This window comes from Paraburkholderia tropica (assembly GCF_900109265.1).
Classification (GTDB): Bacteria; Pseudomonadota; Gammaproteobacteria; order Burkholderiales; family Burkholderiaceae; genus Paraburkholderia; species Paraburkholderia tropica.
In genome coordinates this window covers 50,150-74,936 of the sequence record NZ_FNZM01000006.1, presented here as the reverse complement: position 1 = coordinate 74,936, position 24,787 = coordinate 50,150, and the positions used below count along the sequence as shown (strand labels likewise).

At 66.3% G+C, this 24,787-nt stretch carries 22 protein-coding genes; 7 read left to right on the top strand and 15 right to left on the bottom strand.

Features of this window, described 5'->3' with window-relative positions; all coding sequences use genetic code 11:
* Nucleotides 1–66: 66 nt before the first annotated feature.
* Nucleotides 67–489, bottom strand: coding sequence for a hemerythrin domain-containing protein (locus BMY06_RS11105; RefSeq protein WP_065064081.1), 423 nt, complete (start codon nt 487–489; stop codon nt 67–69).
* Nucleotides 490–987: 498 nt separating this feature from the next.
* Between BMY06_RS11105 and BMY06_RS11100 the strand changes: the two genes are divergently transcribed.
* On the top strand, nt 988–2,157 hold the full coding sequence (locus tag BMY06_RS11100; protein WP_074983102.1) for an FUSC family protein: 1,170 nt from the start codon (nt 988–990) through the stop codon (nt 2,155–2,157).
* A 154-nt stretch (nt 2,158–2,311) separates the two neighbouring features.
* Here the strand turns inward: BMY06_RS11100 and acnB are convergent, their stop codons facing one another.
* Complete coding sequence (acnB, locus tag BMY06_RS11095) at nt 2,312–4,897, bottom strand: bifunctional aconitate hydratase 2/2-methylisocitrate dehydratase (protein ID WP_065064085.1); 2,586 nt, start codon at nt 4,895–4,897, stop codon at nt 2,312–2,314.
* A 433-nt stretch (nt 4,898–5,330) separates the two neighbouring features.
* Complete coding sequence (locus tag BMY06_RS11090; RefSeq protein ID WP_065064087.1) at nt 5,331–5,714, bottom strand: ATP-dependent protease; 384 nt, start codon at nt 5,712–5,714, stop codon at nt 5,331–5,333.
* Between the two features lie 233 nt (nt 5,715–5,947).
* On the opposite strand from BMY06_RS11090, the gene BMY06_RS11085 reads away from it, so the two are divergent.
* Nucleotides 5,948–7,192 carry a DUF1479 domain-containing protein gene (locus tag BMY06_RS11085; RefSeq protein WP_074983101.1) on the top strand — a complete coding sequence of 415 codons (1,245 nt, stop codon included), beginning with the start codon at nt 5,948–5,950 and terminating at the stop codon, nt 7,190–7,192.
* A gap of 18 nt (nt 7,193–7,210) precedes the next feature.
* On the opposite strand, the gene BMY06_RS11080 is transcribed toward BMY06_RS11085, so the two are convergent.
* Nucleotides 7,211–8,155 (bottom strand): DMT family transporter, encoded by a 945-nt coding sequence (locus BMY06_RS11080; protein ID WP_074983099.1) that lies wholly within the window; start codon nt 8,153–8,155, stop codon nt 7,211–7,213.
* Between the two features lie 152 nt (nt 8,156–8,307).
* On the opposite strand from BMY06_RS11080, the gene BMY06_RS11075 reads away from it, so the two are divergent.
* Entirely contained in the window at nt 8,308–9,084 is a 777-nt protein-coding gene (locus tag BMY06_RS11075) for an AraC family transcriptional regulator (protein ID WP_074983097.1), read from the top strand.
* 58 nt (nt 9,085–9,142) lie between these two features.
* On the opposite strand, the gene BMY06_RS11070 is transcribed toward BMY06_RS11075, so the two are convergent.
* On the bottom strand, nt 9,143–10,264 hold the full coding sequence (locus tag BMY06_RS11070; protein ID WP_065064094.1) for an NADH:flavin oxidoreductase: 1,122 nt from the start codon (nt 10,262–10,264) through the stop codon (nt 9,143–9,145).
* 149 nt (nt 10,265–10,413) lie between these two features.
* Here BMY06_RS11070 and BMY06_RS11065 point away from each other — a divergent pair, with 149 nt between their 5' ends.
* Nucleotides 10,414–10,815: a winged helix-turn-helix transcriptional regulator gene (locus tag BMY06_RS11065; RefSeq protein ID WP_074983095.1), complete on the top strand. Its 402-nt coding sequence runs from the start codon at nt 10,414–10,416 to the stop codon at nt 10,813–10,815.
* Nucleotides 10,816–10,975: 160 nt separating this feature from the next.
* Nucleotides 10,976–11,707: an SDR family oxidoreductase gene (locus BMY06_RS11060; protein WP_074983094.1), complete on the top strand. Its 732-nt coding sequence runs from the start codon at nt 10,976–10,978 to the stop codon at nt 11,705–11,707.
* Between the two features lie 17 nt (nt 11,708–11,724).
* Here BMY06_RS11060 and BMY06_RS11055 read toward each other — a convergent pair whose 3' ends face one another.
* Nucleotides 11,725–12,345 carry a TetR/AcrR family transcriptional regulator gene (locus tag BMY06_RS11055; protein ID WP_074983086.1) on the bottom strand — a complete coding sequence of 207 codons (621 nt, stop codon included), beginning with the start codon at nt 12,343–12,345 and terminating at the stop codon, nt 11,725–11,727.
* 162 nt (nt 12,346–12,507) lie between these two features.
* On the opposite strand from BMY06_RS11055, the gene BMY06_RS11050 reads away from it, so the two are divergent.
* On the top strand, nt 12,508–13,341 hold the full coding sequence (locus BMY06_RS11050) for an aldo/keto reductase (protein WP_074983084.1): 834 nt from the start codon (nt 12,508–12,510) through the stop codon (nt 13,339–13,341).
* Nucleotides 13,342–13,407: 66 nt separating this feature from the next.
* Here BMY06_RS11050 and BMY06_RS11045 read toward each other — a convergent pair whose 3' ends face one another.
* The 6 genes from BMY06_RS11045 to BMY06_RS11020 form a co-directional block, all read right to left on the bottom strand.
* Nucleotides 13,408–14,244 carry a transporter substrate-binding domain-containing protein gene (locus BMY06_RS11045; protein WP_080180265.1) on the bottom strand — a complete coding sequence of 279 codons (837 nt, stop codon included), beginning with the start codon at nt 14,242–14,244 and terminating at the stop codon, nt 13,408–13,410.
* A gap of 28 nt (nt 14,245–14,272) precedes the next feature.
* Nucleotides 14,273–14,656, bottom strand: coding sequence for a putative quinol monooxygenase (locus BMY06_RS11040; RefSeq protein WP_074983082.1), 384 nt, complete (start codon nt 14,654–14,656; stop codon nt 14,273–14,275).
* 67 nt (nt 14,657–14,723) lie between these two features.
* Nucleotides 14,724–15,797 carry an alpha/beta fold hydrolase gene (locus tag BMY06_RS11035; RefSeq protein ID WP_074983081.1) on the bottom strand — a complete coding sequence of 358 codons (1,074 nt, stop codon included), beginning with the start codon at nt 15,795–15,797 and terminating at the stop codon, nt 14,724–14,726.
* A 325-nt stretch (nt 15,798–16,122) separates the two neighbouring features.
* Entirely contained in the window at nt 16,123–17,610 is a 1,488-nt protein-coding gene (locus BMY06_RS11030; RefSeq protein ID WP_080180266.1) for an efflux transporter outer membrane subunit, read from the bottom strand.
* Nucleotides 17,607–18,842, bottom strand: coding sequence for an HlyD family secretion protein (locus BMY06_RS11025; RefSeq protein WP_074983079.1), 1,236 nt, complete (start codon nt 18,840–18,842; stop codon nt 17,607–17,609). Before BMY06_RS11025 ends, BMY06_RS11030 begins: the two co-directional genes overlap by 4 nt.
* 41 nt (nt 18,843–18,883) lie before the next feature.
* Nucleotides 18,884–20,386, bottom strand: a complete 1,503-nt coding sequence (locus BMY06_RS11020) for an MFS transporter (RefSeq protein ID WP_208490365.1) — start codon at nt 20,384–20,386, stop codon at nt 18,884–18,886.
* A gap of 172 nt (nt 20,387–20,558) precedes the next feature.
* Between BMY06_RS11020 and BMY06_RS11015 the strand changes: the two genes are divergently transcribed.
* Nucleotides 20,559–21,341, top strand: a complete 783-nt coding sequence (locus BMY06_RS11015) for an IclR family transcriptional regulator (protein ID WP_074983078.1) — start codon at nt 20,559–20,561, stop codon at nt 21,339–21,341.
* On the opposite strand, the gene BMY06_RS11010 is transcribed toward BMY06_RS11015, so the two are convergent.
* From BMY06_RS11010 to BMY06_RS11000, 3 genes are all read right to left on the bottom strand, one after another.
* Nucleotides 21,333–21,824, bottom strand: a complete 492-nt coding sequence (locus tag BMY06_RS11010; RefSeq protein WP_074983076.1) for a pyridoxamine 5'-phosphate oxidase family protein — start codon at nt 21,822–21,824, stop codon at nt 21,333–21,335. The two genes, BMY06_RS11015 and BMY06_RS11010, sit on opposite strands and share 9 nt — an antisense overlap.
* An 89-nt stretch (nt 21,825–21,913) precedes the next feature.
* On the bottom strand, nt 21,914–22,516 hold the full coding sequence (locus BMY06_RS11005) for a UbiX family flavin prenyltransferase (RefSeq protein ID WP_065064112.1): 603 nt from the start codon (nt 22,514–22,516) through the stop codon (nt 21,914–21,916).
* 233 nt (nt 22,517–22,749) lie between these two features.
* Nucleotides 22,750–24,651 carry an FUSC family protein gene (locus BMY06_RS11000; RefSeq protein WP_208490366.1) on the bottom strand — a complete coding sequence of 634 codons (1,902 nt, stop codon included), beginning with the start codon at nt 24,649–24,651 and terminating at the stop codon, nt 22,750–22,752.
* Nucleotides 24,652–24,787: the final 136 nt, after the last annotated feature.

The window sequence follows — 24,787 nt, the reverse complement described above, 5'->3', positions numbered from 1 at the left end:
GCGGAGGGAGTGAGCGGAAAGGAAACAGCGATGCGCCGGAGCGCGGGCACGAAAGCGCGGCGCGCGTCAGACGACGGGCGCGACGCCGGTCTCGCGCATGTGGCCGATCATCATCGAATCCATGGTCTTGACGTGAAACGCGAACCACTCGCGCAATTCGCCGATCAACCGTCGGCCGAGATCGAAGCGCGCGTTCTGCGCGATCTCGTCGCGCACGAGGCCGGCGACGTGCAGCGCGTGGCGATGCTGGCCCGCGTGGCAATGACGCGGCCCGAATTCGAGCGCCTCCATCCAGCGCTCTTCTTGCGCAAAATGCTCGCGCGTGTGCGCGATCCACACGTCGAGCGCGCCGACGAGCGCCGCGTCCGGTGCATCGTGCGCGAGGTCGAGCAGGCGCACGAATTCGGTGTGCATGGCGTCGGTGACGGGCTCGCCGAGTTGCAGCTCGGGAGGCAAAAGCGAGGGAGAAGACGCGACGGGCGAGGACATGAGGCGGGGCGGAGCGAGCACAACGGCTGTCTCGGGGAAATTATCAAGATAGCAACGCCGCGCGGTTCGCTCGATGATCTCGCGCAAGGAGGCGGGCTGCCGGGGCTGCGGCAAATGGGTTCGCGCGACTGCGGCGAAAGCATGGGCGCGTTCCTCGGCGCAACCTTGCGCGCCGCCCACGCGATTCAACTCGATCCGGCGATGCAGGCGTGCAGGGGTGCAGGCGGCAGGTGCTGCACGTTCTGCGCAGGGCATCGGGAAGCATCGACACGCCCGCGCTTTTTTGACCAGATATCATTCGGGAAAACCCGAGCCGCGCGCCGCACGTCGTACCCTCGACACAGGCGCTCGCGGCCCGGGGACTGTCTCGCCGTGCGCGCGCAGGACCGGAGATCCCGGTTGGGCGACGCATCCGGCGTCCCCTCATCGCCGGGCTTCACGCCCGGACGTCGGATACGGCCACAAGCCGGATGCCGACCTGCACGGATATCGTCGACCATGATCGCCGCCGCCTGTTCACGCGCCGTCAACCGCGCACTGCTCCACGACCCCGAATTCGCGCGTCTACGCGGCGCCGCACGCTCCACGCTCGCGAGCCTGCTCACTGCGAGCCTTGGCGTGCCGTGGGCGCTCCAGCACCATCAGACCGCGACGCTCGCCGTCCCCGCCGCACTGTTCGCGATGATCGCGCCGCTGTTTCTGCGCGAGGCGCGGCTTTCCGGCTGGCTGGTGTCGCTGCTGATCTTGTGCGGTTGCGCCTGCGCGGCGTTCGCGGCCGCCGCCACGGTCGCCGCGCAACCGATGTGGCGCGACGCGGGCTCGCTGCTCGTCGTGTTCGTCGGGATGTTGTGCCAGTCGCTCGGCGCGCGCGCGGTGGGCGCGGCGTTGCTGACGCTGGTGGCGTTTTACCTCGGCCTGTATCTGCATCCCGTGGATGCGCGCCTCACGGAGATGCTGACCGGCATGGCGCTGGCGACGCTCGTCGTCGCGTTCGTGGGGCGCGTGTTGATTCCGGTCGAGCGTGTGGAGGCGGCGTCGTCGCGATCGCGCGCAGCCTTCGTGCGCGGCGTGCCCGCGAGCGTCGCGGCGGCGAAGGCGCGCATTGCACTGGCGCTGCGTCTTGCCGCCGATGTGCTCGTCACGGGGCGGCCTTCGCGGCGGCCGTTGAGCGAGTTGCTCGCACATCGGCTGCACCGGCTCGCGTGGCGCCCGGCGCTGGTCGCGACCGTCGCGGCGTTGCTGGCGATGCTGGCGGGCAGCGCGTTGTCGGCGGATCGCGCGATGTGGGCCGTCATCAGCACCTTCGTGGTGTTTCTCGGCACGACCTCGCATCAGGGCACGCGCGCCCGCGTGATGAAGCGCATCGCGGGCACGCTCACGGGCGCGGCGGCGAGCGTGCTGCTCATCGGCCTCTGCGGCCACGAGCCCTGGCTGCTGGTGGCGGCGACGGCCTTATCGGTGTTCGGCTGGGCCTATTACATTCTTCACGCTTATGCGCGCGGCGTCTTCTTCATCACGATGCTGGTCGGGCTCGTCTACGGGCAACTGGGTTTCGCGATCGTGCCGCTCGCGCGCCTGCGTATCGAGGAAGTGCTGGCCGGATGCGTCATCTCGCTCGTCGTGGCGATGCTGCTGATGCCGTCGGCGAGTGCGCCCGAGCGGGCGTGACACTGCACCTGAATCCGCGCGATCCACAAAAAAAATAGCGCCGCAGGCCTGGAGCCTGCGGCGCTATCGGCATGCCGCTAAAACGCAAAACTGAAGAGCCGGACGACGGCGCGAATCTGCGTTTCCGCTATCGCGCCGTAGCCGCTCGTCGCGTTTAGATCTGCACGCTGTCGGCGACTTCCTTGAAGTCTTCGATCTTGTCGAAGTTCATGTACTGATAGATCTTGTCGCCGTTGGCGGTCAGCACGCCCATGTCGGCCATGTACTCTTCCTTGGTCGGGATCTTGCCCAGACGCGAGCAGATCGCCGCCAGTTCCGCCGAGCCGAGGTACACGTTCGTGTTCTTGCCCAGACGGTTCGGGAAGTTACGCGTCGACGTCGACATGACCGTCGCGCCTTCGCGCACCTGTGCCTGGTTACCCATGCACAGCGAGCAGCCCGGCATTTCGGTCCGCGCGCCAGCCGTGCCGAACACGCCGTAGTGGCCTTCTTCGGTCAGCTGCTTCTGGTCCATCTTGGTCGGCGGCGCGACCCACAGCTTCACGGGGATGTCACGCTTGCCTTCGAGCAGCTTCGACGCGGCGCGGAAGTGACCGATGTTGGTCATGCACGAACCGATGAACACTTCGTCGATCTTCGCGCCGGCGACGTCCGACAGCGTCTTCACGTCGTCCGGGTCGTTCGGGCAGGCCACGATCGGCTCATGCACGTCGGCCAGATCGATTTCGATGACGGCGGCGTATTCCGCGTCTGCGTCCGGCTGGAGCAGTTGCGGGTCGGCCAGCCACGCTTCCATCGCCTTGATACGGCGTTCGAGGCTGCGCGGGTCTTGATAGCCTTGCGCGATCATCCACTTCAGCAGCGTGATGTTGCTGTTGAGGTACTCGATGATCGGTTCCTTGTTCAGGTGCACCGTGCAACCGGCAGCCGAACGCTCAGCCGACGCATCCGACAGTTCGAACGCTTGCTCGACCTTCAGGTCGGGCAGGCCTTCGATTTCGAGAATGCGGCCCGAGAAAATGTTCTTCTTGCCTTGCTTGGCGACCGTCAGCGTGCCTTCCTTGATGGCCCACAGCGGGATCGCGTTGACGAGGTCGCGCAGCGTGACGCCCGGCTGCATCTTGCCCTTGAAGCGGACCAGCACCGATTCCGGCATGTCCAGCGGCATCGTGCCGGTGGCGGCCGCGAAGGCGACCAGACCCGAACCTGCCGGGAAGCTGATGCCGATCGGGAAGCGCGTGTGCGAGTCGCCGCCGGTGCCGACGGTGTCGGGCAGCAGCATGCGGTTCAGCCACGAGTGGATCACGCCGTCGCCCGGACGCAGCGCGATACCGCCGCGCGTGCTGATGAAGTTCGGCAGCGTCTGGTGCGTCTTGACGTCGACGGGCTTCGGATAAGCGGCCGTGTGGCAGAACGATTGCATGACGAGGTCGGCCGAGAAGCCGAGGCACGCCAGGTCCTTCAGTTCGTCGCGGGTCATCGGGCCCGTGGTGTCCTGCGAGCCGACCGAGGTCATCTTCGGTTCGCAGTACGTGCCCGGGCGCACGCCCTGGCCTTCCGGCAGACCGCAGGCGCGGCCAACCATCTTCTGCGCCAGCGAGAAGCCCTTGCCGCTGTCGACCGGTTGTTGCGGCAGACGGAACAGCGTCGACGGCTTGAGGCCGAGCGCTTCACGCGCCTTGGCGGTCAGGCCGCGGCCGATGATCAGCGGAATGCGGCCGCCGGCGCGCACTTCGTCGAACAGCACGTCGGACTTGACCGTGAATTCGGCGATCACGGCGCCGTTCTTCAGCGCCTTGCCTTCGTACGGACGCAGTTCGACCACGTCGCCCATTTCCATCTGCGACACGTCGAGTTCGATCGGCAGTGCGCCGGCGTCTTCCATCGTGTTGTAGAAGATCGGGGCGATCTTGCCGCCGAGGCACACGCCGCCGAAGCGCTTGTTCGGGATGAAGGGGATGTCTTCGCCCGTGAACCAGAGCACCGAGTTGGTGGCCGATTTACGCGACGAACCCGTGCCGACCACGTCGCCGACGTAGGCGACCAGGTGACCCTTTTCCTTCAGCGATTCGATGAACTTGACCGGGCCGCGCTTGCCGTCTTCTTCCGGCGTGATGCCGGGACGGGCGTTCTTCAGCATGGCGAGCGCGTGCAGCGGGATGTCCGGGCGCGTGGTGGCGTCCGGCGCCGGCGACAGGTCGTCGGTGTTGGTTTCGCCCGTGACCTTGAAGACCGTGATGGTCAGGCTTTGCGGGACTTCCGGACGGCTCGTGAACCATTCGGCGTCGGCCCAGCTTTGCAGCACGGCCTTGGCGTTTGCGTTGCCCTTGTCGGCGAGTTCCTTGACGTCGTGGAACTGGTCGAACATCAGCAGGGTTTTCTTGAGCGCGTCGGCGGCGACGGTGCCCACGGCCGGGTCGGCCAGCAGTTCGATCAGCGGGGCGATGTTGTAGCCGCCGAGCATCGTGCCGAGCAGTTCGGTGGCGCGCTCGCGCGAGATCAGCGCGCAGGCGGTTTCACCCTTGGCGACAGCGGCCAGGAAGCCGGCCTTCACGCGCGCGGCTTCGTCCACGCCGGCCGGCACGCGGTTGGTGATCAGATCGACCAGCGTGGCCTCTTCGCCTGCGGGCGGATTCGTCAGCAGTTCCACCAGCTCGGCAGTTTGCTGAGCCGTGAGAGGCAGGGGGGGGATGCCGAGCGCGGCGCGTGCGGCTACGTGAGCACGAAAGTTTTCAAGCATGGGGGACCTGCTGTATTGCGTTTCAGGGGAAGGCGTTCCAGACACGCCGAGGCTATTCCGGGCACTACCACTACTTTGACCGCGATTCTAATCGCTGTGCCGTCTATCGTCAAATGTCTTATGTCTTATATAAGAGTTGATCGGCGGAGCGGTTGGCGATGAGGGGCCGCGCGTGGGGCGGCGGGCGGGAGCGTGCGATTTGTTCGATTTGCGATAGATCGCTGTTTTAGCGGGATTTTTCTGTTGTGCGGACGAATTCAGGTGGATTCGTCGCGCGCGCCGCAAGGCAATCCGGGCCCGATTTTAGAGCGGAATCCGGAAAGGACATTTACCGGATGGGTATGTTATTCCACCATGTGAGAAGTGGGGCGAGGCGGTCGAAATCGCGTCTGAAAGTCACGTAAGGTTTGCTGCGCGACGGCCTCCGCCACGCTCAGAGATCGCCGCGCACTTCGCCGGTGCCGAGCGCGGTCCGCTGGCGGTTGACCTCCGCCCAGAGTGCGTCGCTTTCGTCGTCGCGCAGCACGATGATCCAGTCCAGTTGCTCGCCGGTCACGCCGAAGTATTCCTGCAATTCCTTGCGCACGGTTTCGATGAATTGCGCATATTCCGGCGTCGCCTGGGCTTGCGCGTGCAGCGCGTCGTACTCGGCGTCGTCCGCGCCGCCGCCACGCTCCTCGATGTAGTCCGTGAGCCATTGGTCGCGCTCGCGGTCGTAGTCGGCCTCGGCGCGCATCGCCTGCACGGCCGTGTAGAAGTCCAGTTGGGCAAACGCGGCAATCGCCGCTGTCGTGGCCGCGTCGAATGTCGTGGTCATGGTGTATCTCGTGGTTGAATGCGCCGCTTGAACAGCATCGCAAAGACAGTATCGGCTGCGGGAAACGTGTCGAATCCCCTCGGTCCGTGATACTACCTCGCGGCCTTGCCGGAAATGAATAACACCCCGCAATATCCGCGCCGGATCGCGCCCCGGCGCCACGCGCTTTCGCTTCGTTCGCCGCTCACGTAAGCTAGGGCCGATAAAGACGACAACACAACACGGAGACGCGCATGCCCCTGCAGATCGATGACCTCCCAGGCGCCATTCGCGCCGCAAAGAATGAACTTCGCGAGCGGCTGCCCAACTATCGCGAGGTGTTCGCCGAAGTCGAGGCGGACATGATCGCGCAGGCCGAGCGCATCGCGGCGCTGCGCGAGCGCGGCGAGCCGGTGATTCCCGAGATCCGCTTCGACGATATCGCGGCCGGCCGCGTAAGCGTGGAGCAGATCGCGAACGTGAAAACGCGCGGCGCGTGCGTGATCCGCAACGTGTTCGATCGCGCGCGCGTCGAGCAATGGGACCGCGATATCGCCGACTATGTCGAGCGCAATCGCCTCGACAAGAAGCTCGAAAACCGCGCGGAGGATCGATACTTCGGACAACTGGCTTCCAGCAAGCCGCAGATTTACGGCGTGTACTGGTCGAAGCCGCAAGTGCTGGCGCGCCAGTCTGCGGAACTCACGCAGGCGCGCGTTTTTCTGAACCGGCTCTGGCGCAGCGAAAGCGAAGGGCGCGTGCATTTCGATCCCGACCGCGTGCCGGTTTACGCGGACCGTTTGCGCCGGCGTCCGCCGGGTTCGGAATCGCTGGGCTTGTCGGCGCATTGCGATGGCGGCTCGGTCGAGCGCTGGATCGAGCCGAATTTCCGCAAGGTCTATCGCGAGGTGTTTTCCGGCAACTGGCGCGCTTACGATCCGTTCGACGCGGCCTGGCGCACGGAGGTCGAGGAAATCGCCTCGCCCGCCGTGTGCTCGATGTTCCGCACCTTCCAGGGCTGGACCGCGCTGACGCAGCAGGGGCCGGGCGACGGCACGCTGCAACTCGTGCCGATCGCCAGCGCCATGGTCTACATCCTGCTGCGCGCGCTGCAGGACGATATCGCCGACGACGACCTCTGCGGCGCCATGCCGGGCCGCGCGCTGTCGATCAAGGCGGCGTATCACGCGCCGCTGTTCCGCGCGCTTTCGTCGATCCCGCTGATGCAGCCCGGCGACACCGTGTTCTGGCACAGCGACGTGATTCACGCGGTCGAGGACGCGCATCGCGGCAGCGGTTACAGCAACGTGATGTATATCGCCTCGCTGCCCGCGTGCGCGAAAAACGACGCTTATTTACGGCGTCAACTGCCGAGTTTCATCGACGGAGACAGTCCGCCCGATTTTCCCGCCGACCATTTCGAAGTGAATTTCACCGGCCGCGCGCGTCTCGACGATCTCACGGCGATTGGGCGCGCGCAAATGGGCGTCGGGCTGTAAATCGCGCGTCGTCACGGCTCAATCGCAGGACGGTTCGCGCGGCATCGTGGCCACGCGCCGGACCGACAGCGGCGCGCGCCACGTCTGCGCGAGCAGCACGCCCGCGAGCGCCACGCCGCCACCGAGCAGGTGATACGCATGCAGCCGCTCGCCGAAACAGCCGACGGCCAGCACCGCCGTGAACACGGGCAGCAGATTCATATACATGCTGCAGCGGTTCGGGCCGAGATGCTTCACGCCCTGCATCCAGAAGAACGGCAGCACGACCGAGGCGAGCGAGCCCGCGTAAGCGATCAGCGGCAGGCTCGCGCGATTGGGCAGCGCATCGGCGAGCGGCAGGCGCAACATCAGGATCAACATGACGAGCAGCGCCGCGATCGCCTGAAAATAGGTCGATTGCCACGACGGCAGGCCCACGTGCCAGCGCCGCAGCAGCACGCCATAGAGCGCGTAGGCGGCGCCCGCGCCGAGCATCAGCAGATCGCCGGGGTGGACGCCGCCCGCGAGCAGGGCGGGCGGATTGCCGCCGGTGATCAGCCAGACGAGACCCGCGAACGACAGCACGCCGCCCGCCGCCATGCCCGCGGTCGGCGTTTCGCCGAGCAGCGCGACCGAGAGCAGCATCGTCAGCAGCGGCACGAGCGCGGTCATGATCGCCATATTGGTGGCCGTGGTCGTTTTCGCGGCTTCGTAGGAGAGGCACTGGAACAGCGCCATCGCGAGCAGGCCGAGAAAAGCGAGCTTCGGCAATTGCGGGACGATGGCGGCGCGGTTGCGCCAGGCGGCGGCCGGCACGAAAAGGCTCATCAGCGCGACGGCGAGCACGAGACGCCAGAAGGTGATCGCGTAGGGATCGATGGTGTGCGCGGACAGGCGCGACACCATGACGTTGCCGGACCACAGTGCAATCGCGACGATCGGGAACAGCGAAGGGAGCGCGGAGCGCGAAGAGGGAGCAGGCATGCGGGCCTCGTGGTTCAGGGGGCAGCGGTGGAAGGAAGCAGCGAGCCCCGAGCATGCGCGTCGTAACGGTGGTCTGTCTCGCGCTAAAATGGCACGATCTGTCGTGAAACTGCCAACTCGGTTTTCAACCGGTTTTTCACCCCCTCCCGCCGATGCCCGCTATTCCGCCGCCGGACGTCCACGTCCCGTTCGAAGACACGCCCATGCCGCTCGCGGCGCTCGCCGCCGACTATCCGCACGGCGCGTTCGTCGCCACGCATCGGCATCGGCGTGCGCAACTGCTCTATGCGGTCGAGGGGGTGATGCTGATCGAGGCGCAGGCGGGCCGCTGGGTCGTGCCGCCCACGCGCGCGGTCTGGATCGACGCCGGGCTCGAACACACGGTCCGCATGAGCGGCAACGTGCGCATGCGGACCGTGTTCGTGGAGCCGCACGCGGCGCCGGATCTGCCGTATGGCAGTTGCGTCATCGCCGTGCCGCCCTTGCTGCGCGAGCTGATTCTCGGCGCCGTGGACGTGCCGTTCGACTACGCGCACGGCAGCCGCGACGATCTGCTGATGCGCTTGCTGCTGGCCGAACTCACGGTGATCCAGCGTCTGCCGCTGCACTTGCCGTGGCCCGAGGACGCGCGCCTGCGCAAGCTCTGCGATGCGATCATCGACACGCCCGACGCGCCGCACGAACTCGCGCCCTGGGCGGCGCAACTGGGCATGGCCGAGCGCACGCTGCATCGTGCGTTTCAGCGCGAAACCGGCATGACGCCGGGGCGCTGGCGACAGCACGCGCGGCTCTTTCTCGCGCTGGAGCGGCTTGCGAGCGGCGAGAAGATCGTCGCGGTCGCGCTCGATCTCGGCTACACGAGTCAGAGCGCGTTTGCCGCGATGTTCAAGCGGCATTTCGGCATTGCGCCATCGGAGTTTTATCGATGAAACGCTCTGCCGGACATGGCCTCGTGGCGCGTTGTTGCTGCTGTCGCTGCGCCGTCGATTAAACCAGTTCGTGCAGCGAAGCCGGTTCGAAGCCGCGCAGCCCGTCGACATCGCCCGAGCGCACTTTGGCGGCCCATGACGCATCGGTGATGAGCGCGCGGCCCACGGCGATCAGATCGAACTCGTCGCGTTCCATCCGCTCGACCAGGCGGTCGAGTCCGACGCTCGTCGAGCCTTCGCCGCCGAACGCGCCCATGAAATCGCCCGAGAGACCGACCGAGCCGACGCTGATCGTGGCCGCGCCCGTCAACTTCTTGGCCCAGCCCGCGAAATTCAGGCCGTTTTCGCCATCGACTTCCGGGAATTCCGGCTCCCAGAAACGGCGCTGCGAGCAATGCAGCACGCTCGCGCCCGCCGCGACGAGCGGTTCGAGCCATTGCGCCATTTCCTGCGGCGAGGGCGCGAGGCGCGCCTTGTAATCCTGCTGCTTCCACTGACTCAGGCGGATCACGATCGGATAGTCGGGGCCGACGGCGGCGCGCACGGCCGCGATGATTTCCGCCGCGAAACGCGCGCGTTCGCCGATGCTCGGGCCGCCGTAGCGGTCGTCGCGCCGGTTCGTGCCGGACCAGAAGAACTGGTCGATCAGATAGCCGTGCGCGCCGTGCAGTTCGACCGTGTCGAAGCCGAGGCGTTTGGCGTCGGCGGCCGCTTGCGCGAACGCGGCGATCGTATCGGCGATATCGGCGTCGCTCATCGCCACGCCGCGCTCCACGCCCGGTGCGTCGAGACCCGAGGGGCTTTCGACGGGCGCGTCCGGCGTCCAGTCGGTGAGGAAGCTTTTCACCGCGCCCGTGTGCCAGAGTTGCGGGCCCATGCGGCCGCCCGCTGCGTGCACTTCGTCGATCACGTGTTGCCAGCCCGCGAGCGCCGCCTCGCCGTGGAAGAACGGAATGCCCGGATGGTTACGCGACGCGGGGCGGTTCACGACCGTGCCTTCCGACAGGATCAGGCCGACGCCGCCTTCCGCGCGACGCCGGTAGTAGGCCGCGTTCGACGGGCCGGGAATGCCGTCCGCCGCGAACGAGCGCGTCATCGGCGCCATGACGATACGGTTCGGCAGCGTCAGCGAGCCGACCGAGAAAGGTTGAAACAGGACATCGGTTGCAAATGAAGACATCGGGTGGGGCTCCGTGGAGGTCAAGGGCATGCGCGCATGCCGGTCTGAATTGCGGCTGAATCCCGCAGCACCCCGAATGGTATATTCCGGATACCTGGCGTCAAGAACGCACTTTGTTTCGCCTAGGTATCCTCGAGGAAACCTGCCCCATGTCGCCCTTGCCACTCAAGCCCGATTGCCGCCAACATTTTTCCGTCGACTGTCCGAGCCGTCTGCTGATCGACCAGATCGCGGACAAATGGTCGATGATGATTCTGACCGTGCTCGACGCGGGCCCGATGCGTTTCAACGCGATCAAGCGCCATCTGGAAGGCGTTACGCAGAAGGCGCTGACGCAATGTCTGCGCCGTCTGGAGCGCAATGGTCTGGTGTCGCGCCGGGTGATTCCAGTGTCGCCGGTCGCGGTCGAATACGAGATCACGCAACTGGGGCGTTCGCTGCAAGGGCCGTTCAGGGCGCTCTATGCATGGACGCTGCACAACCTCGACGCCGTCGATATCGCGCGCGCGGCATTCGACGCGCGCGCTGCCAGCGAAGCGAGCGAAAGGTAAGAGGGCGCGTCAAACTCTCCTCTGGTGCCCTGGCGGCTTGTTCCCCCTCCCATCCGGTTTCGGAATTCGGTGTAGTATTCAGATACTCATTGGAATCTGAAAATCTGAAGCGGCGCAGGCCTGCGAAACGCGGGAATGCGGCGTGAATCGGGAGTGAAACATGACAGCGCAACTCAAGGGCCGACGCGTGGTGATCGTCGGCGGTACGTCGGGCTTCGGTTTTGAAGTGGCCCGCATGGCGCGCGATGCCGGTGCGCAGGTCGTCATCACGGGCCGCGATGCGCAGCGGCGTGACGCGGCGCTGGCCGCGCTCGCCACGCCGCAAGACACGGTGAGCGCGCTCGCGCTCGATATCGCCGACGAAGCCGCGCTAGCGGATTTTTTCGCGCGCATCGAACCGTTCGATCATCTCGTCTCGATGGCGGGCGGCGCAATGGGCGGCGGCTTTCTCGAAGCGCCGCTCGAGACCATTCGCCAGGCCGTGGAGGAGAAGTTCTACGCCAATCTGCGGCTCGCGCGTCACGCCGCGCCGCGTCTGCGCGAGGGCGGCAGTCTCGTGTTTACGGCGGGATCGGGCGGCCGGGCGCACAACGCGTCGGGCGCGATTGTCGGTAACGACGCCATTCGCACTTTGGTCGAAGGGCTCGCCGTGGAACTGGCGCCGCGTGCTCGCGTGAATGCGGTCGCGCCCACCTGGACGCGCACGCCGCTCTGGCGCAATCTGCCCGCAAGCGACGTGGACGCGATCGAGCAGCGCTTCACCTCGCTCATTCCGCTCGGGCGCACCGCCAAAGTCGAGGAAGTGGCCGCCGCGTATCTCTTTCTCATCGGCAACGGTTTCGTGACGGGCCAGACGATTGCCGTCGATGGCGGCGTCACGCTCGTTTCCTGAGCGCTTCTTGCGCGTGCTCAGCGCTTCGTGCGCTTGCTTGCGGGAGCGGGCGCGGCGCTTGCGCCAAACACGCCTTGCAGCGCCACACGCAATAAATCGCCCGAAGTGGGCTGGCTGACGAAACTCATCGCGGGCGCGTAGGTCAACTCGAACACGAGCGCGCCGACCGTTTCGGGCGAGAGCGTGGTGCCGGCCGAAGTGGAAGTCAGCGCGAGCAGCCGCTCACCGAGTGCGCGCCATTGTGCGCGCAGCACTTTTTCCTGGGCTTTGCGAAACGCGCTGGCCGGTTTGGCGTGGCGCGCGTATTCGACGATCAGTGAAGGCCAGTTGCCGGTGCGCGACTGCTTGTCGGACCAGCGCGCGAGGCGTTCGATGGCATCGTCGAGCGTGTGCGCGTCGTGCAGCGCCGCGAGGATGGTGGCGAGGCTTGTCTTGCCGTGCGCATCGAGCACGTCGAGAAACAGCGCTTCCTTGCCGTCGAAATTCGAATAGACGGCGCCTTTGCTGTAGCCGGCTTCGTCGGCAATGCGTTCGAGCGAGGTGGCGGCATAGCCGTCGCGCGCGAAGAGCATCTGCGCGACGCCGATAAGCTTCTCGCGCGTCTGCGCCTGGCTTTCTTCACGGGTCATGCGGGGCATGGGCGGATTCCTTCGCAAGTGCCCTCGGCTGGCCGGTACGCGGATACCCATCGGTATGCGAGGGTATCCGGAGACCGCGGTAGGCGGTTTGTTTTTGGCACGCGGGACGTGCGGCCCGCGCGGCTGCACGCATTTTACCAAGGACGTTTCAAGGAACTTTTCATGACAGTCAATCCGGCGCCTCTCATCAAACTGGCCAACGGCGTGGAGATGCCGCAAACCGGTCTCGGCACCTGGCCGCTCGACGACGTCGGCGCGGCGAAAGCCGTGGCGAGCGCCCTGCAGGTCGGCTATCGGCTGATCGATACGGCGGAAAACTACGCCAACGAAGTGGGGGTGGGCGAAGGCATTCGCGCGTCGGGCATCGCGCGCGAGTCGATCTTCGTCACCAGCAAGTTCAATCGCCAGTGGCATAGCGTGAACGGCGTGCGCGAGGCCTGCGAGGCGAGCCTCAAGCGCATGGGTCTCGACTATCTGGACCTGCTGCTCGTGCATTGGCCCAATCCCGATCAGAACCGCTACGTGGAAGCGTTCGAAGGGCTCGTGCGACTGCTGGAGGCGGGCAAGGTGCGCGCGATCGGCACGTCGAACTTCAAGCCCGAGCATCTGCAGCGTCTGTTCGACGCGGGCTTCGTGCCGCACGTGAACCAGATCCAGCTCGATCCCTGGCACGCGCGCGACGATATCGTGGCGATCCATGCGGAGCGCGGCATCGTGACGGAAACCTGGAGCCCGATCGGGCGCGGCGGCGACTTGCTGGCGGAAGAAGCGATCGTGTCGATCGCGCGGCGTTACGGGCGCACGCCCGCGCAGATCGTCCTGCGCTGGCATACGCAGCGCGGCTTCGTGCCGGTGCCGAAATCGGCGGACCCGGAACGTCAGGCGCAGAATCTCGACATCTTCGATTTTCGTCTGAGCGACGAGGAGATGACGGCCGTGAGCGCACTCAAGCGCGACGAGTCGGACATGCTCGACGCCGACGTGTTCGGCCACTGAGCATGCGCCGTTAAAGAGGCAGCGCGACGGCTTCGTGCCGGTCGCGCTGCGTCGTTTTGAAGCGCGTCAGTCGCCCGGCTGCGCGACGCTCGCGCCATCCACATGATGACGCGTGAGCGCCTCGGCCACGAAACCCGATTTCGCCATCTCGCCCGCGAATTGCGCGACGCAGTTCGCGGCGTCGTCGCCTTCGTTCTTGCGCACGCCCATTGCCTGGCGGATCACCATGAAGCGTCCGTCGAGCAGATGCAGTCCGCTGCCGGACGCGGCTTCCTGCGCGAGTTGTGGCTTCACACCGGCGAGCACGTCGATGTGCTGTTTCTGAAACGCGTCGAACACGGCCGACGACGGCGAAATCCGCACGAGCGTCGCATGATGCAGCGCGCGCGAAAGATAGAGATCGTAGGCGCTGCCGCGGCTGACCGCGATGCTCACGCCGGGCTGGTCGACGTCGGTGCTGCGCGCGATCGGCGAGCCGTCGCGCACCGCGTACGCGCCTTCGATCAGCACATAAGGCGCGGTGAAATGAATGTCCTCGCCGCGTTTGGGATCGATGGCGAAGAAGCCCACGTTGGCGCGTCCGCTCACGACATTGTCGAGCGAGGCGGCCGCGCTCGTCGCCGTGACGAGTTGCACGCGTGCGCCCAGACGCCGCGCGAGTTCGCCCGCCAGATCGACGGAGACGCCGACCGGCTCATGCGTGTTCGCATCGAGCGCGGCCAGCACCGGATTGCCGATGTTGATCGAGGCGCGCAAGGTGCCGTCCGGCGCGAGGCTGCGGGCCGCGTTCGTGCAGGCGTTGGCGTTGACGTTTGCATCGTCCGTTGCCGCGACGGCGCTCACGCTGGCGAAGCAGAAAAGACCGGCGATCAGCGACGCGCCAGCGGCTTTGAATGCGTTCATCGGTTTATCTCAGTGGGCAAGGCGTCATTTACGGCATGACATGATGCAGACGCTCGTCGAACGGACCGCCGAGTATCGGTTGCAGCGTCTCGCGCAGCGTGCGCACATAAGGACGCGAAACGAACGCATCATAAGCCGCTTTCGATTTCAGCACTTCCACGAGCGTGAAATGATTTTCCGCGCCGGTTTGCTGAAGGATGTCGATGCTTGCGACGGCCGGGTCCTGTTTGGCCTGCGCTTCGAAGGCGCGCAGCGCAGGCAGGGCGTCGGGCACTTTCGGCGGTTCGATATCGACGTGAACGACCGCATAAACCGGATCGGCGGCGAGCGTTTCGGACTGCGCCGCGCTTGCGGCATTCGAGAACAGGGCAACAGCGGCGAAAGAAGCCGCGGCAAGTACAGTGAATTTCATTGCGGTAATCAAGTGCATGTCAGGCAGGCACGGCAACGCGCCGCGCCGCGCCTGCCTTTCATCGATATCAGTTTGCGGCGTTCGCTTCGGCGAGGCCGCGCAACAGGGCGGCGTGGAAGCGGTCGGGCACCTGCATTTGCGGAGCGTGACCGGCGTCGGGAAATTCCACGAGCTGAACATGCGGAATGACGCTGGCCGCATGATGCGCGAGCGCGGGGTAATTGCCGAGCGTCGGCCGGATGGCCGCCGGAGCGTATTCCTTGCCGATGGCCGTGGTGTCCTTATCGCCGATCATCAACAGCGTGGGCGGCTGGAGATGCGAGAGTTCGTAATAAACCGGCTGCGTGAGAATCATGTCGTAAAGCAGCGCAGAATTCCACGCCACGCTCGCGCGCTGCGGGCCGCGATACATGCCGGCAAGCATCTGCACCGAAGGCTCGTAGGCGTCTTTCCATTGCCCCGCGAAATAGGTGTTTTTCTCGTAGTTGCGAATGCGCGCGGCCGACGTATGCAACTCGCGTTCGTACCATTGATCGACGGAAACCGGCGGCACGCCTTTCGCGCGCCAGTCTTCGAGACCGATCGGATCGACGAGCACGAGTTGCTGCGTTTGCTCGGGCCACGTGAGCGCATAGCGGATCGCGAGCATGCCGCCCGTCGAATGGCCAATCATGATCGGATGGTCGACGCCCAGCGATTCCAGCAGCGCGTGCGTATTGAGCGCGAGTTGCTGGAAGGTGAATTGATAGTTGTCGGGCTTGCTCGATTTGCAGAAACCAATCTGGTCGATGGCAATCACGCGATAGCCCGCTTCACTGAGCACCTTGATGGTGGGCGCCCAGGTGGCCGAGCAATAGTTCTTGCCGTGCAGCAGGACGGCGGTGCGGCCATTCGCTTTGGCGGCGTCGGGCGGCACGTCCATATACGCCATGTTGAGCGTCTGCCGTTGCGACGTGAACGTGAAGGTCTTGACCGGATACGGATAGTCGAAGCCTTGAAGTTCAGGGCCGTAGACGGGGCCGTCCTGCGTTTCGGCCGCGCCGGATGCCGCAGCGCTGTCCTGAGCCAATGCGCAATGGCTGGCGGAGAAGGCGAGTGCCGCTGCTATCGCCAGCGGCATGAATTGACGAAGCACTTTCATTCTTGTTGATCGACGTGACGAAGAGAGAGAAAGAGAGCGTGCGACGGGCGCGAATACTTCGCGCGTATCGATAGCAGCCTGATATTGTCGGCCACGCGTGTGAATTCGGGAATGTGTCCCGACATTGAAAGATTCTTCAGCTATTTTTGAAAATAATGCTTTCAATGTATTACGTGTAAGCTGAATCGAATAAAAAGCATAGCGATAAAAAAGCCCCGGCGAATTCCGGTCGCCGGGGCTGCAAACGAGGCTGGCGCCTCGGCTATCACACCTGGGTGTGTGAAGTCTTTCGTGTCGGTTAAAACGCTTTAAGCGTCAATGGAAATCAGCCCGCCGCCGACCACCCGCCGCCCAGCGCCTTGTACAGCGCCACGAGTTGTTCGCGCAGCGCCATGTCGGCCTGGGCGAGCGTGTCTTCGCCGCCGAGCAGCGCGTCCTGCGCGGTATCCACCTGCAGATAGCTCGAACTGCCTTGCTGATAACGCTGCGTGGCCGCCGTGAGCGCGGTGCGTTCCTGATCGACGGCCTGCGCGAGTTCGCTGCGGCGGCGCTGCGTATTGCCATACGCGGTCATCGCGTTATCGACGTCGCGCCACGCTTGCAGCACGGTCTTCTGATACGCGATCGCGGCCTCGCGTTGTTGCGCGCGGCGCAACTTGAGCGTGCCGCGCAGACGCCCGCCTTCGAAGATCGGAATATCGATGCTCGGCCCGATCGAGAACGCGCGGCTCGCGAGACTGAACAGATTGCCGAATTGCAGCCCTTCGGTGCCGACGCTGCCGGTCAGACTCACGTCGGGATAAAACGACGCCACGGCCACGCCCGTTTCGGCGGTCGCCTGATGCAGCCGCGCCTCGGCTTCGCGAATGTCCGGACGGCGGCGCAGCAGCGCAGAAGGCAAGCCCGCCGGCACTTGCGGCGGCAGCAGCGGCAGCGCGGCGACGGGCGCGAGTTCGTCCTGCAGCGCGCGCGGCGGTTGCGCGAGCAACAGGCCGATAGCGTTGATGCTCTGCTGTTCCGTGGTTTGCAGATCCGGCACGCGCGCGGCGATCGCGTCGCGCGTGGCCTTCGCGCGCGCCACGTCGAGCGTATTGCCGATGCCGTTTTCGTACTGGTTTTCGACCAGTTCGAGCGCGTGCGTGGCGCTGTCGAGATTGCGGCGCGCGATGGCTTCGCGTTGTTGCGCGCCGCGCAGCGTCATGTAGTCGGCGGCGAGTTCGGCGAGCGCGTCGAGCGCCACGCCCCGGCGTGCTTCTTCGGCGGCGACGGTGCCCGCGTCGGCGGCTTCCACGGCGCGGCGCACGCGGCCGAACAGGTCGAGTTCCCACGACGCCGAGAGGCCCGCGCCCCAGTCGTCGTATTCGAGCGGCGCGCCGGGCGGATGCGTGACGAGCGTCGAGGTGCCCGTCGAGCTGATGCGATCGTGCGCCTGCGACACCGACGCGCCCACGCTCGGCATGCCCGCCGACGCCGTCACGCGCCGCGCCGCCTGCGCCTCGATCACGCGTTCGCTCGCGCTCGCGAGGTCGAGGTTCTGCTTGACGAGGCGCTGCACGAGGCTGTCGAGTTCGGGGTCCTGGAAGCGCGTCCACCAGGTTTCGTCGATGGCGCCCGTGGTCACGTCGCTGGTGCCGTCGCCGGGCGTGAGGTGCCAGACCGAGGGCGGCGGCGCGTCCGGTTTGGGCGGCTCGAAGCGCGGGCCGACCGTGCAGCCGCCGACGAGCGCGCCCAGCAGGGCGATGGCGCCGATCACGCCGGTCTTGAGCGCAAGCGGCCGCGTACGAGGTTTGAGCTTGTCGAAGGCCATGCTCATGCTCCCGCTCCGTCCGCGTCGCTGGCGGCGTGTGCGGTGTTCGCGGCGCTGGCGTTACCGATGTTGCCGGCGGCGCTGGCATCGCTTGCATGATAGGTATCGCGCAGCTTGCCCACGACATCGGCGTTATCGGTCAGCACGGTGGTTTCGACCGACATGCCCAGGCGCAGCAGATCCGCCTTCGGCTGGTCCGGCGCGAACACGATTTTCACCGGCAGACGCTGCACGATCTTCGTGAAGTTGCCCGTGGCGTTGTCCGGCGCGATGGGCGCGAACACGGCGCCCGTCGAAGGCGGCACGCTGTCGACCACGCCGTTCAGATCGATATCGTAGGCATCCACATGCACACGCACGTGCTGGCCCGGCTGCATATGCTTGAGCGCGACCTCGCGATACTGCGCTTCCACATACATGCCCTTCGCGGGCACGAGCGCCATCAGCGCCGCGCCCGGGCTCACGTAATTGCCGGGCTCGACGGCGCGCTCGCCCACCACGCCGTCCATCGGCGCGACGATGCGCGTGTAGCTCAGATTCAGTTGCGCCTGCGCGAGCGCGGCTTCGTCGGCGTGCACGGTGGCGATGGCCGCTTCGTGCTGCGCCTTGAGCAGATCGAGCTGATGCTGCGCCGCGCTCACGGCCGCGCGCGCCTGCGCCAGTTGCGCGCTCTGTTCGCGCAAGGTGGCATCGGCGGCTTCGGTGTCCTGCTTCGAGCCCGAGCCGAACGAGGCGAGGTTGCGATAACGCGTGGCGTTCGATTGCGCGAGCGCGAGGCGCGCCTCGATCTGCTGGACCTGGGCGCTGTTCTGCGCGATCACGTCGGGTTGGCGCGCGACCGATGCCGACGCGTCGTCGACCTGCGCGCGGTCGCGATCGAGCTGCGATTGCGCGCGCTCGACGGCGGTGCGGTAGTCGCGGTCGTCGAGCGTCGCGAGCAACTGGCCCGCGTGCACGCTCTGGTTGTCCTGCACGCTTACGCTCGCGATCTGTCCGGCGACGCGCGGTGCGATCGTCGTGTAGTGCGCGGTGATGCGCGCGTCGTCGGTCCAGACGTTGGCGCTCGGCGCGTAGATCTTCCAGCCGGCGACACCGGCAAACAGCGCCACGATGGCGATGCCGATGACGAGCGGCACGCGGCTCTTTTTCGGCGGAGTTTCCTTGTGCATTTCTTTGTGCAACGTTTGAGGCGCGGACGGCTTGGCCGCTGCGGCGGCGGGTTGGGTCATATCGTTCATGGGTAAATCGGTAGCGTTAGACGTGTGGGTTCGACGCGTCGTTATTTCTTCAGGAGTGCGATGCGCGGCGGATGCGTGCGTTCGGGCAGCACCAGCAGCACGACGAAAATGAGCGTGGCGACGCCCGCGAGCAGCAGATAGTCGTCGCTGACGACCATCACGGCGCGCTGCACGTCGATGGCGTGCGCGAAGCCCGCGAGGCTGTCCGCGCCGCGTTGCGCGCCATCGGCGAGCAGCGGCGGCAGATGTTGCGGATCGAGTCCGCCGTTCGCCTGCACGGTCGAAAAGCGATGCGTGCCCGCGCTTTCAAGCAGACGCGTGGCGTGCAACTGGCCGCGAAAACGCGCCATCAGCGTGAGCAGGCACGCGCCGATCACTTCGCTCAAGCCGCGCGGCATGTTCACGAGCGACGAGGCGAACGGGCCTTCCTGCGGCACCAGCGCGTTGGTCGCCATCATCAGCAGCGAGAGCACCACGCAGGCCTGACCGAAACCGGAAACCGCCTGCCACAGATAGAACTGCTCGCGGCTCCAGGTCGAATCGAGCTGGCTCGAACCGATGCACGCAGTAATCAGGCACAGCAGGCCGAGTCCGTTGATCCAGCGTGCGTCGATCCATTCGATATCGAGCAGATGCACGACGAGCGGCAGAAAGATCAGTTGCAGCGCGGCCACTTCGGCCATCACGGTCCAGATCTGCATGGGCCGGAAGCCCTGTACATCGGCGAGATACTCGGACGGCACCGTCGAACTCGACATCGCCACGATCACGAAGCAGAACAGCGTGAACACGCCATACGCGAAGTTGCGGCGCTTGAGCAGTTGCGGGCGGAACAGCGGAATGGTCTGCCGGCATTCGTTGACGACCAGCAGCGGCAGCGCGATCGCGCTGATGAGCGCCAGCGTGCAGATGAACTTCGACTGGAACCAGTCGAGGCGGCTGCCGTGCTGGAGCATCGTCGTCAGCGCGCCGAGTCCGACGATCACGAGCAGGGTGCCGGGCCAGTCGTACTGGCGCAGGCGCTCGTAATGCGGCGGATCCTGCGGCATGCCGTACCAGACGCACAGCGCGGCGATGGTGCAGAGCGGGATCGCTTCGAAGAACACGAATTGCCAGCCGACCACGTCGGTCCACAGCGCGGACACGGCGGCGCTCAGGTTCGGGAAGAAGGTCGCGGTGAGCGCGTAGCACGCAAGCCCCCAGAGGCGGATGTTCGGCGTGAGGTACTTGAGCGCCGTCGTCATCAGCAAAGGGATCGTGAGGCCGTGCGCGAAGCCTTCGACGGCGCGCAGCGCGTAGAAGCAGGCTTCGTTGGGCGCGAGCGGCAGCAGCGCGGTCGCCACGCAGTTCAGCGCGATCGCGAACAGCACCATGCGCTTGAGCGTGACCGCCGCCGACCAGCACGGCGACAGCGCCATGCCGATCACCATGCCCGAGAGATAGAGGCTCTCGATCCAGATGCCGGGGTCGTGGCCGATGCCGAGCGCGCCGCGCACGTCGATCATCGCCGCCGAACCCACCTGATCGTTGAATTCGGCGGACATTGCTGCCACGATGACGCCGCCGAGCCCAATTAAGGGTTTTTTGTCCAAAATCATTTCCTTCTAACAACACGCTTGGGCGCTGCCACGCCTTGCGTCGATAATGCGAGTAACCGCAATGCGGTGCAATGTATCACAATATGGTTATTCGGTGCGATGACACCTCAGTGAGAACATGGTCAAGAAAAACGAAGTGACAGGAGCGGCCCAGGAGGAGCGCGACGACGCGCGTTCGGGCATTCAGGTGATCCGGCGCGCCGTGGGCGTGCTGCGCGTGCTGGCCGAGCAGGGGCGCAACGGCCTGAGCCTCGGCGCGATCGCCACGCGGGTGGAGTTGCCGCGCTCGACGGTGCAGCGCATCGTCGGCGCGCTGGAGGACGAGGGCATGGTCGCGCCCGCGCCGGCGGGCGGCGGCTTCTGCCTCGGCCCGACAATGAGCGTGCTGGCGCGCGGGCTCGACGCCGATCCGGTCGAGGCGTTCCGCAGCGAGATGAACCGCCTGCTCGCCGAACTCGACGAATCGGTGGTGCTGACCACGCTCGCCAACGGCCGCGTGCTGGTGCTCGAAGCGTTCAGTTCGCCGCGGCCGCTGCGCGTGGTGCTGCCCAAGGTGCTCGAAGTCGACATGTTCACGAGCGCGCCGGGCAAGGCCATGCTCGCGATCCTCGCGGACGGCCCGCGCGAGGCGCAGATCGCCGCCGCGCCGAACGCCGTCGATCGCGCCGTGCTGGATGAGGAACTGGCGCAGGCGCGCCGCGACGGCTACGCGATCGAAGAAGACTTGCCGTTCGAGGGCATTTCCGCGCTCGCCATCGCGCTCGAAATGGGCGGCAAGCCGTACTCGATCACCGTCACGCTGCCGACCGGGCGTTTCGCGGCCGAGCGCGACGCCATCGCCGAGGCGCTGCTCGAAAGCGCGCGCTCGCTGGCGCGGCGCATTTCGGGCGCGTCAGCGTGAGTGCGGGCCTGAGGGTTGGGCTGATGAGTTGAAGGCTGCGCCAGCGTCGCCCGCATGGCGTTCCCACGTCGTCTTGCTGCCGAACGTCGTGCGGTTGTCGGTGAGCTTGAGCCGCAGCAGATGAATGCGCCAGAGCGGCGCCGGCATGCCCTGCGCAAACGGAAAACGCGCGTGATAGAGCGCGAGACCCGCGCGCCGCTCGGTTTCATCCTCGACCACACGCGCGAGTCCGTAGAACTGCACGCCGACGATCTCGTTCACCGCCGCGGGCTGGCCCGCGACCGTGCCCGCGACATGGCAATTGGCGAGCAGCATGCGCGCGTGCTGGGTGTCCAGATGGCCGAGCAGGGCGAAGCTCGCGGTGTCTTCGTCGAAGGCGAAAAAGGCGTTGGCGGCCCACGGCACGTCCTGGCTGCACACGGACAGCGACAGCACGTGATGCGCGCGCAGGACATCGACGATGGCGGACGGCAAGGCGTTCATGCGTGCGGGCTCCGGCGGGATCGAGGGCAAATCAGGCAAATTCGGCAAATTCGGCAAATCGTGCGAGGTCGGCGTTGGCGCGGCGTGGCTTACCACGCGAGTTCCTGTTCGGCGTCGAGCGCCGCGACGGTTTCGCCCCAGCGCGGCTGCGCCTTCGATTCGAAGCCGAGCAGACCGACCGCGCGCGCGGCGCTGTGCGTGATGATCGCGTCCACCGTCTGCGGGCCGGCATAGAGCGCGGGCACGGGCGGAAACACGATCGCGCCGTATTCCGTCACCGCCGCCATGTTGCGGATCTGGCCCAGATGCAGCGGCGTTTCGCGCACCATCAGCACGAGACGGCGGCGCTCCTTGAGCGTGACGTCGGCGGCGCGCGTGACGAGGTTTTCGGTCACGCCGTTCGCGATGCAGGCCAGCGTGTTCATCGAGCAGGGCGCGACGATCATGCCGGCCGTGCGGAACGAGCCGCTCGAAATCGCCGCGCCGACCGCGCCGGTCGGATAGAACACGTCGGCCATGTCGATCACGTCCTGGCGCGAGAGCGTGGTTTCGTGTTCGCGCGTGAGACCGGCGGCCTTCGACATGACGAGGTGCGATTCCGCGCCCAGTTCGCGCAGAATCTCCAGCACCTTGACGCCATACATGAATCCGGTGGCGCCGCTGATTCCGACTACGACTCGTGGCTTTTGCATGATGTGACTCTCCAGTGTGCGTGTTGAGGAGCGGAGCGGGTCCCGCTGCGTGGCGGCTGGACGGCTTCCGTCGATAAGTGAAGTATGCGAGTTCTCAATCAGAAGATCGATACACTCGAACGGGCGAATTTAATAAGTTATAACGTATGGATAGGGTGTGCCGGATCGCTCTGGAATGTGCGGCGGCGGCACGGCATCGGCGTCTGTGCCATGCCATGTCGCGCCGCGGGCGATCACTGCGGTTCGCGAAGCGTGCGGGTCAGCGCGTCGATTTCGTCGTGCAGGAATACGGCATGACGTTGCGGCCAGCGCGGCGACGCATCGCCGTCCAGATGGAGCCGGAGCACTTCGAGCCACTCCTGCGCGAGCACGTAATCCTCGAACAGCGTGGCCGCGTCGACGACGGGCGGGGCGTCGCGTTCGCCCGCCGCTTCCTGCTCCCAGCAGGCGTTCAGCAGCCGGTAAGCGAGCCGTTGCGTGGCCGCCGCCGCGCTGCCGAGCGTGCGCGAGAGCGGGGCGTTGCGCTTCAGCGCGGGCGCATCGGCTTCGAAGACCTGTTGCAGCGTAATGGTCTGATGTTGCAGATCGCGTCGTGCTTCGAGCGCTTCGGGCGCGGTGACGGCGCCGTGCGACAGACAGCGCAGCACGCGCTGGGCGGCGGCGAGCGTGCGGGCCATTTCGCTGCGCAACTGCCGATGCGCGGAACGGCGCACCGTGAAGTGGAACACCGCGAGCGCGACGGCGCAGCCGATGGCCGTATCGAGCGCCCGCGCGCTGAACAGATGCGTGATGGCCGGAAAGCCCTGGCCGCCCGCCGCGATTGTCAGCGCATTCGCGGTGATGAAGATCGCGGCGACGGCGTACTGCAGCACGACCCAGATCTCGATGGCGAATTGCAGCAGGCCCACGGCCGCCGCGATCCAGAGACCTTGCGGATGGGCGGCGAGCACGGCCCACGCGAGGATCAGACCGGCGAGCGTGCCGAGCACGCGATAACAGGCGCGCCGGAACGTGCCCGGCCAGCCATAGGCCTGATTGAGCACGACGACGACGGCCGCCATGCCCCAGTACGAGCGATCGAGCCCGAGCGCCACGCCGATCCCGCCCGCGATCAACGTGGCCACGCCCACGCGCGCCGCGAGCAGCAGCGGATTGGACCAGGGTACGACGCTCTCGCGCAGCGACGCGAACGCCGTGCGGCGGCTGAGCGGAAATCGGGCGGCAGCGGAAGGCGCGTCGGGCAGCGGCGCGTGGCTCGCCTCGTCGCCGAGATGGCGCGCCTCGCGCGCAAGTTGCAGGCATTCGGCGCGACGGGCGTCCTGAGCGCCGGTTTCCGTCAGCAACTCGGAGAAGATCCGGTGCAGGCGGCGGCCTTGACGGCGCAAGGCGTCGAGCACGGGGTCGCCTGGCGTGCCCGATGAACGCTGCGAGGACGATGAAGATTGCCAGGTGACGAGCGTGGTCCACGCGTCGTCGAGTGCGCGCGCGGCGCGGTGGCGGGCCACGACGCGTTTCGCGGCATCCTGGCTCTCGGCGAAAGCGGCCACGGCTTCGGCCGCGCTGGCGATGGCCGCTCGCTCCGGCCCGCGCCGATCAAGCAGCGCACCGGCCATGTGCGCGAGCCACGAGACGATGCCGCCGCACAGCACGTACAACCCGCTGTGGATCGGATCGGCGCCGCCGGCCGCCATGCCGGTGCCGCTCGCGCAGGCCAGCGCGAACATGTACGCGCCCGGTGGCCCGATATGCAGCGAATTACAGACGAAGGTGGCGAGCGCCGCGATCAGCGCGACCACCACGACGGCCAGCACGGCATGCGGGGCGACGCAGATGCCGAGCGAGACCACCGCCGCGAGCGCGAAGGCGATCGCGGCCAGATGCACGGCCCGGTTTCGATAAGGACGATCGCTGCCGTACAGCGCGGTGAAGGAGCCGATCGTGGCGAGCAGCCCGGCATGAATGTCGCCGGCGAACCAGCCGGCCATCACGGGGATGCCGCAGCACAGTCCGGCGCGCACGGCGAACGGGAAGCGCCGCTTCGCGGCAGGCGAAGCGAGCAGGGAAAGCAACGCGCGCAGCGCGACGAACGGCCGGCGTAGCAGGGCGGCGATGCCTGAGGTTGAGGGAGTCTGCATGAGATCGACCTTGTTCAGTCGTGCGCCGGTCACGATGAGGGCGGCTGCGCGTACGCGGCCGCGGTTCGATGCGATCGATTGATCGAGGGACAGCCGCTCCCGACCGGACGATGCCCGGTCAGGATACGACAGGAGG

What these genes read in the sequence shown, in the direction of transcription:
- BMY06_RS11090 (WP_065064087.1), bottom strand. Translation starts at nt 5,714, where the DNA reads ATGACCACGACATTCGACGCGGCCACGACAGCGGCGATTGCCGCGTTT.
- BMY06_RS11025 (WP_074983079.1), bottom strand. Translation starts at nt 18,842, where the DNA reads ATGAACGATATGACCCAACCCGCCGCCGCAGCGGCCAAGCCGTCCGCG.
- BMY06_RS11045 (WP_080180265.1), bottom strand. Translation starts at nt 14,244, where the DNA reads ATGAACGCATTCAAAGCCGCTGGCGCGTCGCTGATCGCCGGTCTTTTC.
- BMY06_RS11100 (WP_074983102.1), top strand. Translation starts at nt 988, where the DNA reads ATGATCGCCGCCGCCTGTTCACGCGCCGTCAACCGCGCACTGCTCCAC.
- BMY06_RS11015 (WP_074983078.1), top strand. Translation starts at nt 20,559, where the DNA reads ATGGTCAAGAAAAACGAAGTGACAGGAGCGGCCCAGGAGGAGCGCGAC.
- BMY06_RS11035 (WP_074983081.1), bottom strand. Translation starts at nt 15,797, where the DNA reads ATGAAAGTGCTTCGTCAATTCATGCCGCTGGCGATAGCAGCGGCACTC.
- BMY06_RS11065 (WP_074983095.1), top strand. Translation starts at nt 10,414, where the DNA reads ATGTCGCCCTTGCCACTCAAGCCCGATTGCCGCCAACATTTTTCCGTC.
- BMY06_RS11050 (WP_074983084.1), top strand. Translation starts at nt 12,508, where the DNA reads ATGACAGTCAATCCGGCGCCTCTCATCAAACTGGCCAACGGCGTGGAG.
- BMY06_RS11070 (WP_065064094.1), bottom strand. Translation starts at nt 10,264, where the DNA reads ATGTCTTCATTTGCAACCGATGTCCTGTTTCAACCTTTCTCGGTCGGC.
- BMY06_RS11005 (WP_065064112.1), bottom strand. Translation starts at nt 22,516, where the DNA reads ATGCAAAAGCCACGAGTCGTAGTCGGAATCAGCGGCGCCACCGGATTC.
- BMY06_RS11020 (WP_208490365.1), bottom strand. Translation starts at nt 20,386, where the DNA reads ATGTCCGCCGAATTCAACGATCAGGTGGGTTCGGCGGCGATGATCGAC.
- BMY06_RS11060 (WP_074983094.1), top strand. Translation starts at nt 10,976, where the DNA reads ATGACAGCGCAACTCAAGGGCCGACGCGTGGTGATCGTCGGCGGTACG.
- BMY06_RS11080 (WP_074983099.1), bottom strand. Translation starts at nt 8,155, where the DNA reads ATGCCTGCTCCCTCTTCGCGCTCCGCGCTCCCTTCGCTGTTCCCGATC.
- acnB (WP_065064085.1), bottom strand. Translation starts at nt 4,897, where the DNA reads ATGCTTGAAAACTTTCGTGCTCACGTAGCCGCACGCGCCGCGCTCGGC.
- BMY06_RS11030 (WP_080180266.1), bottom strand. Translation starts at nt 17,610, where the DNA reads ATGAGCATGGCCTTCGACAAGCTCAAACCTCGTACGCGGCCGCTTGCG.
- BMY06_RS11010 (WP_074983076.1), bottom strand. Translation starts at nt 21,824, where the DNA reads ATGAACGCCTTGCCGTCCGCCATCGTCGATGTCCTGCGCGCGCATCAC.
- BMY06_RS11085 (WP_074983101.1), top strand. Translation starts at nt 5,948, where the DNA reads ATGCCCCTGCAGATCGATGACCTCCCAGGCGCCATTCGCGCCGCAAAG.
- BMY06_RS11040 (WP_074983082.1), bottom strand. Translation starts at nt 14,656, where the DNA reads ATGAAATTCACTGTACTTGCCGCGGCTTCTTTCGCCGCTGTTGCCCTG.
- BMY06_RS11075 (WP_074983097.1), top strand. Translation starts at nt 8,308, where the DNA reads ATGCCCGCTATTCCGCCGCCGGACGTCCACGTCCCGTTCGAAGACACG.
- BMY06_RS11105 (WP_065064081.1), bottom strand. Translation starts at nt 489, where the DNA reads ATGTCCTCGCCCGTCGCGTCTTCTCCCTCGCTTTTGCCTCCCGAGCTG.
- BMY06_RS11000 (WP_208490366.1), bottom strand. Translation starts at nt 24,651, where the DNA reads ATGCAGACTCCCTCAACCTCAGGCATCGCCGCCCTGCTACGCCGGCCG.
- BMY06_RS11055 (WP_074983086.1), bottom strand. Translation starts at nt 12,345, where the DNA reads ATGCCCCGCATGACCCGTGAAGAAAGCCAGGCGCAGACGCGCGAGAAG.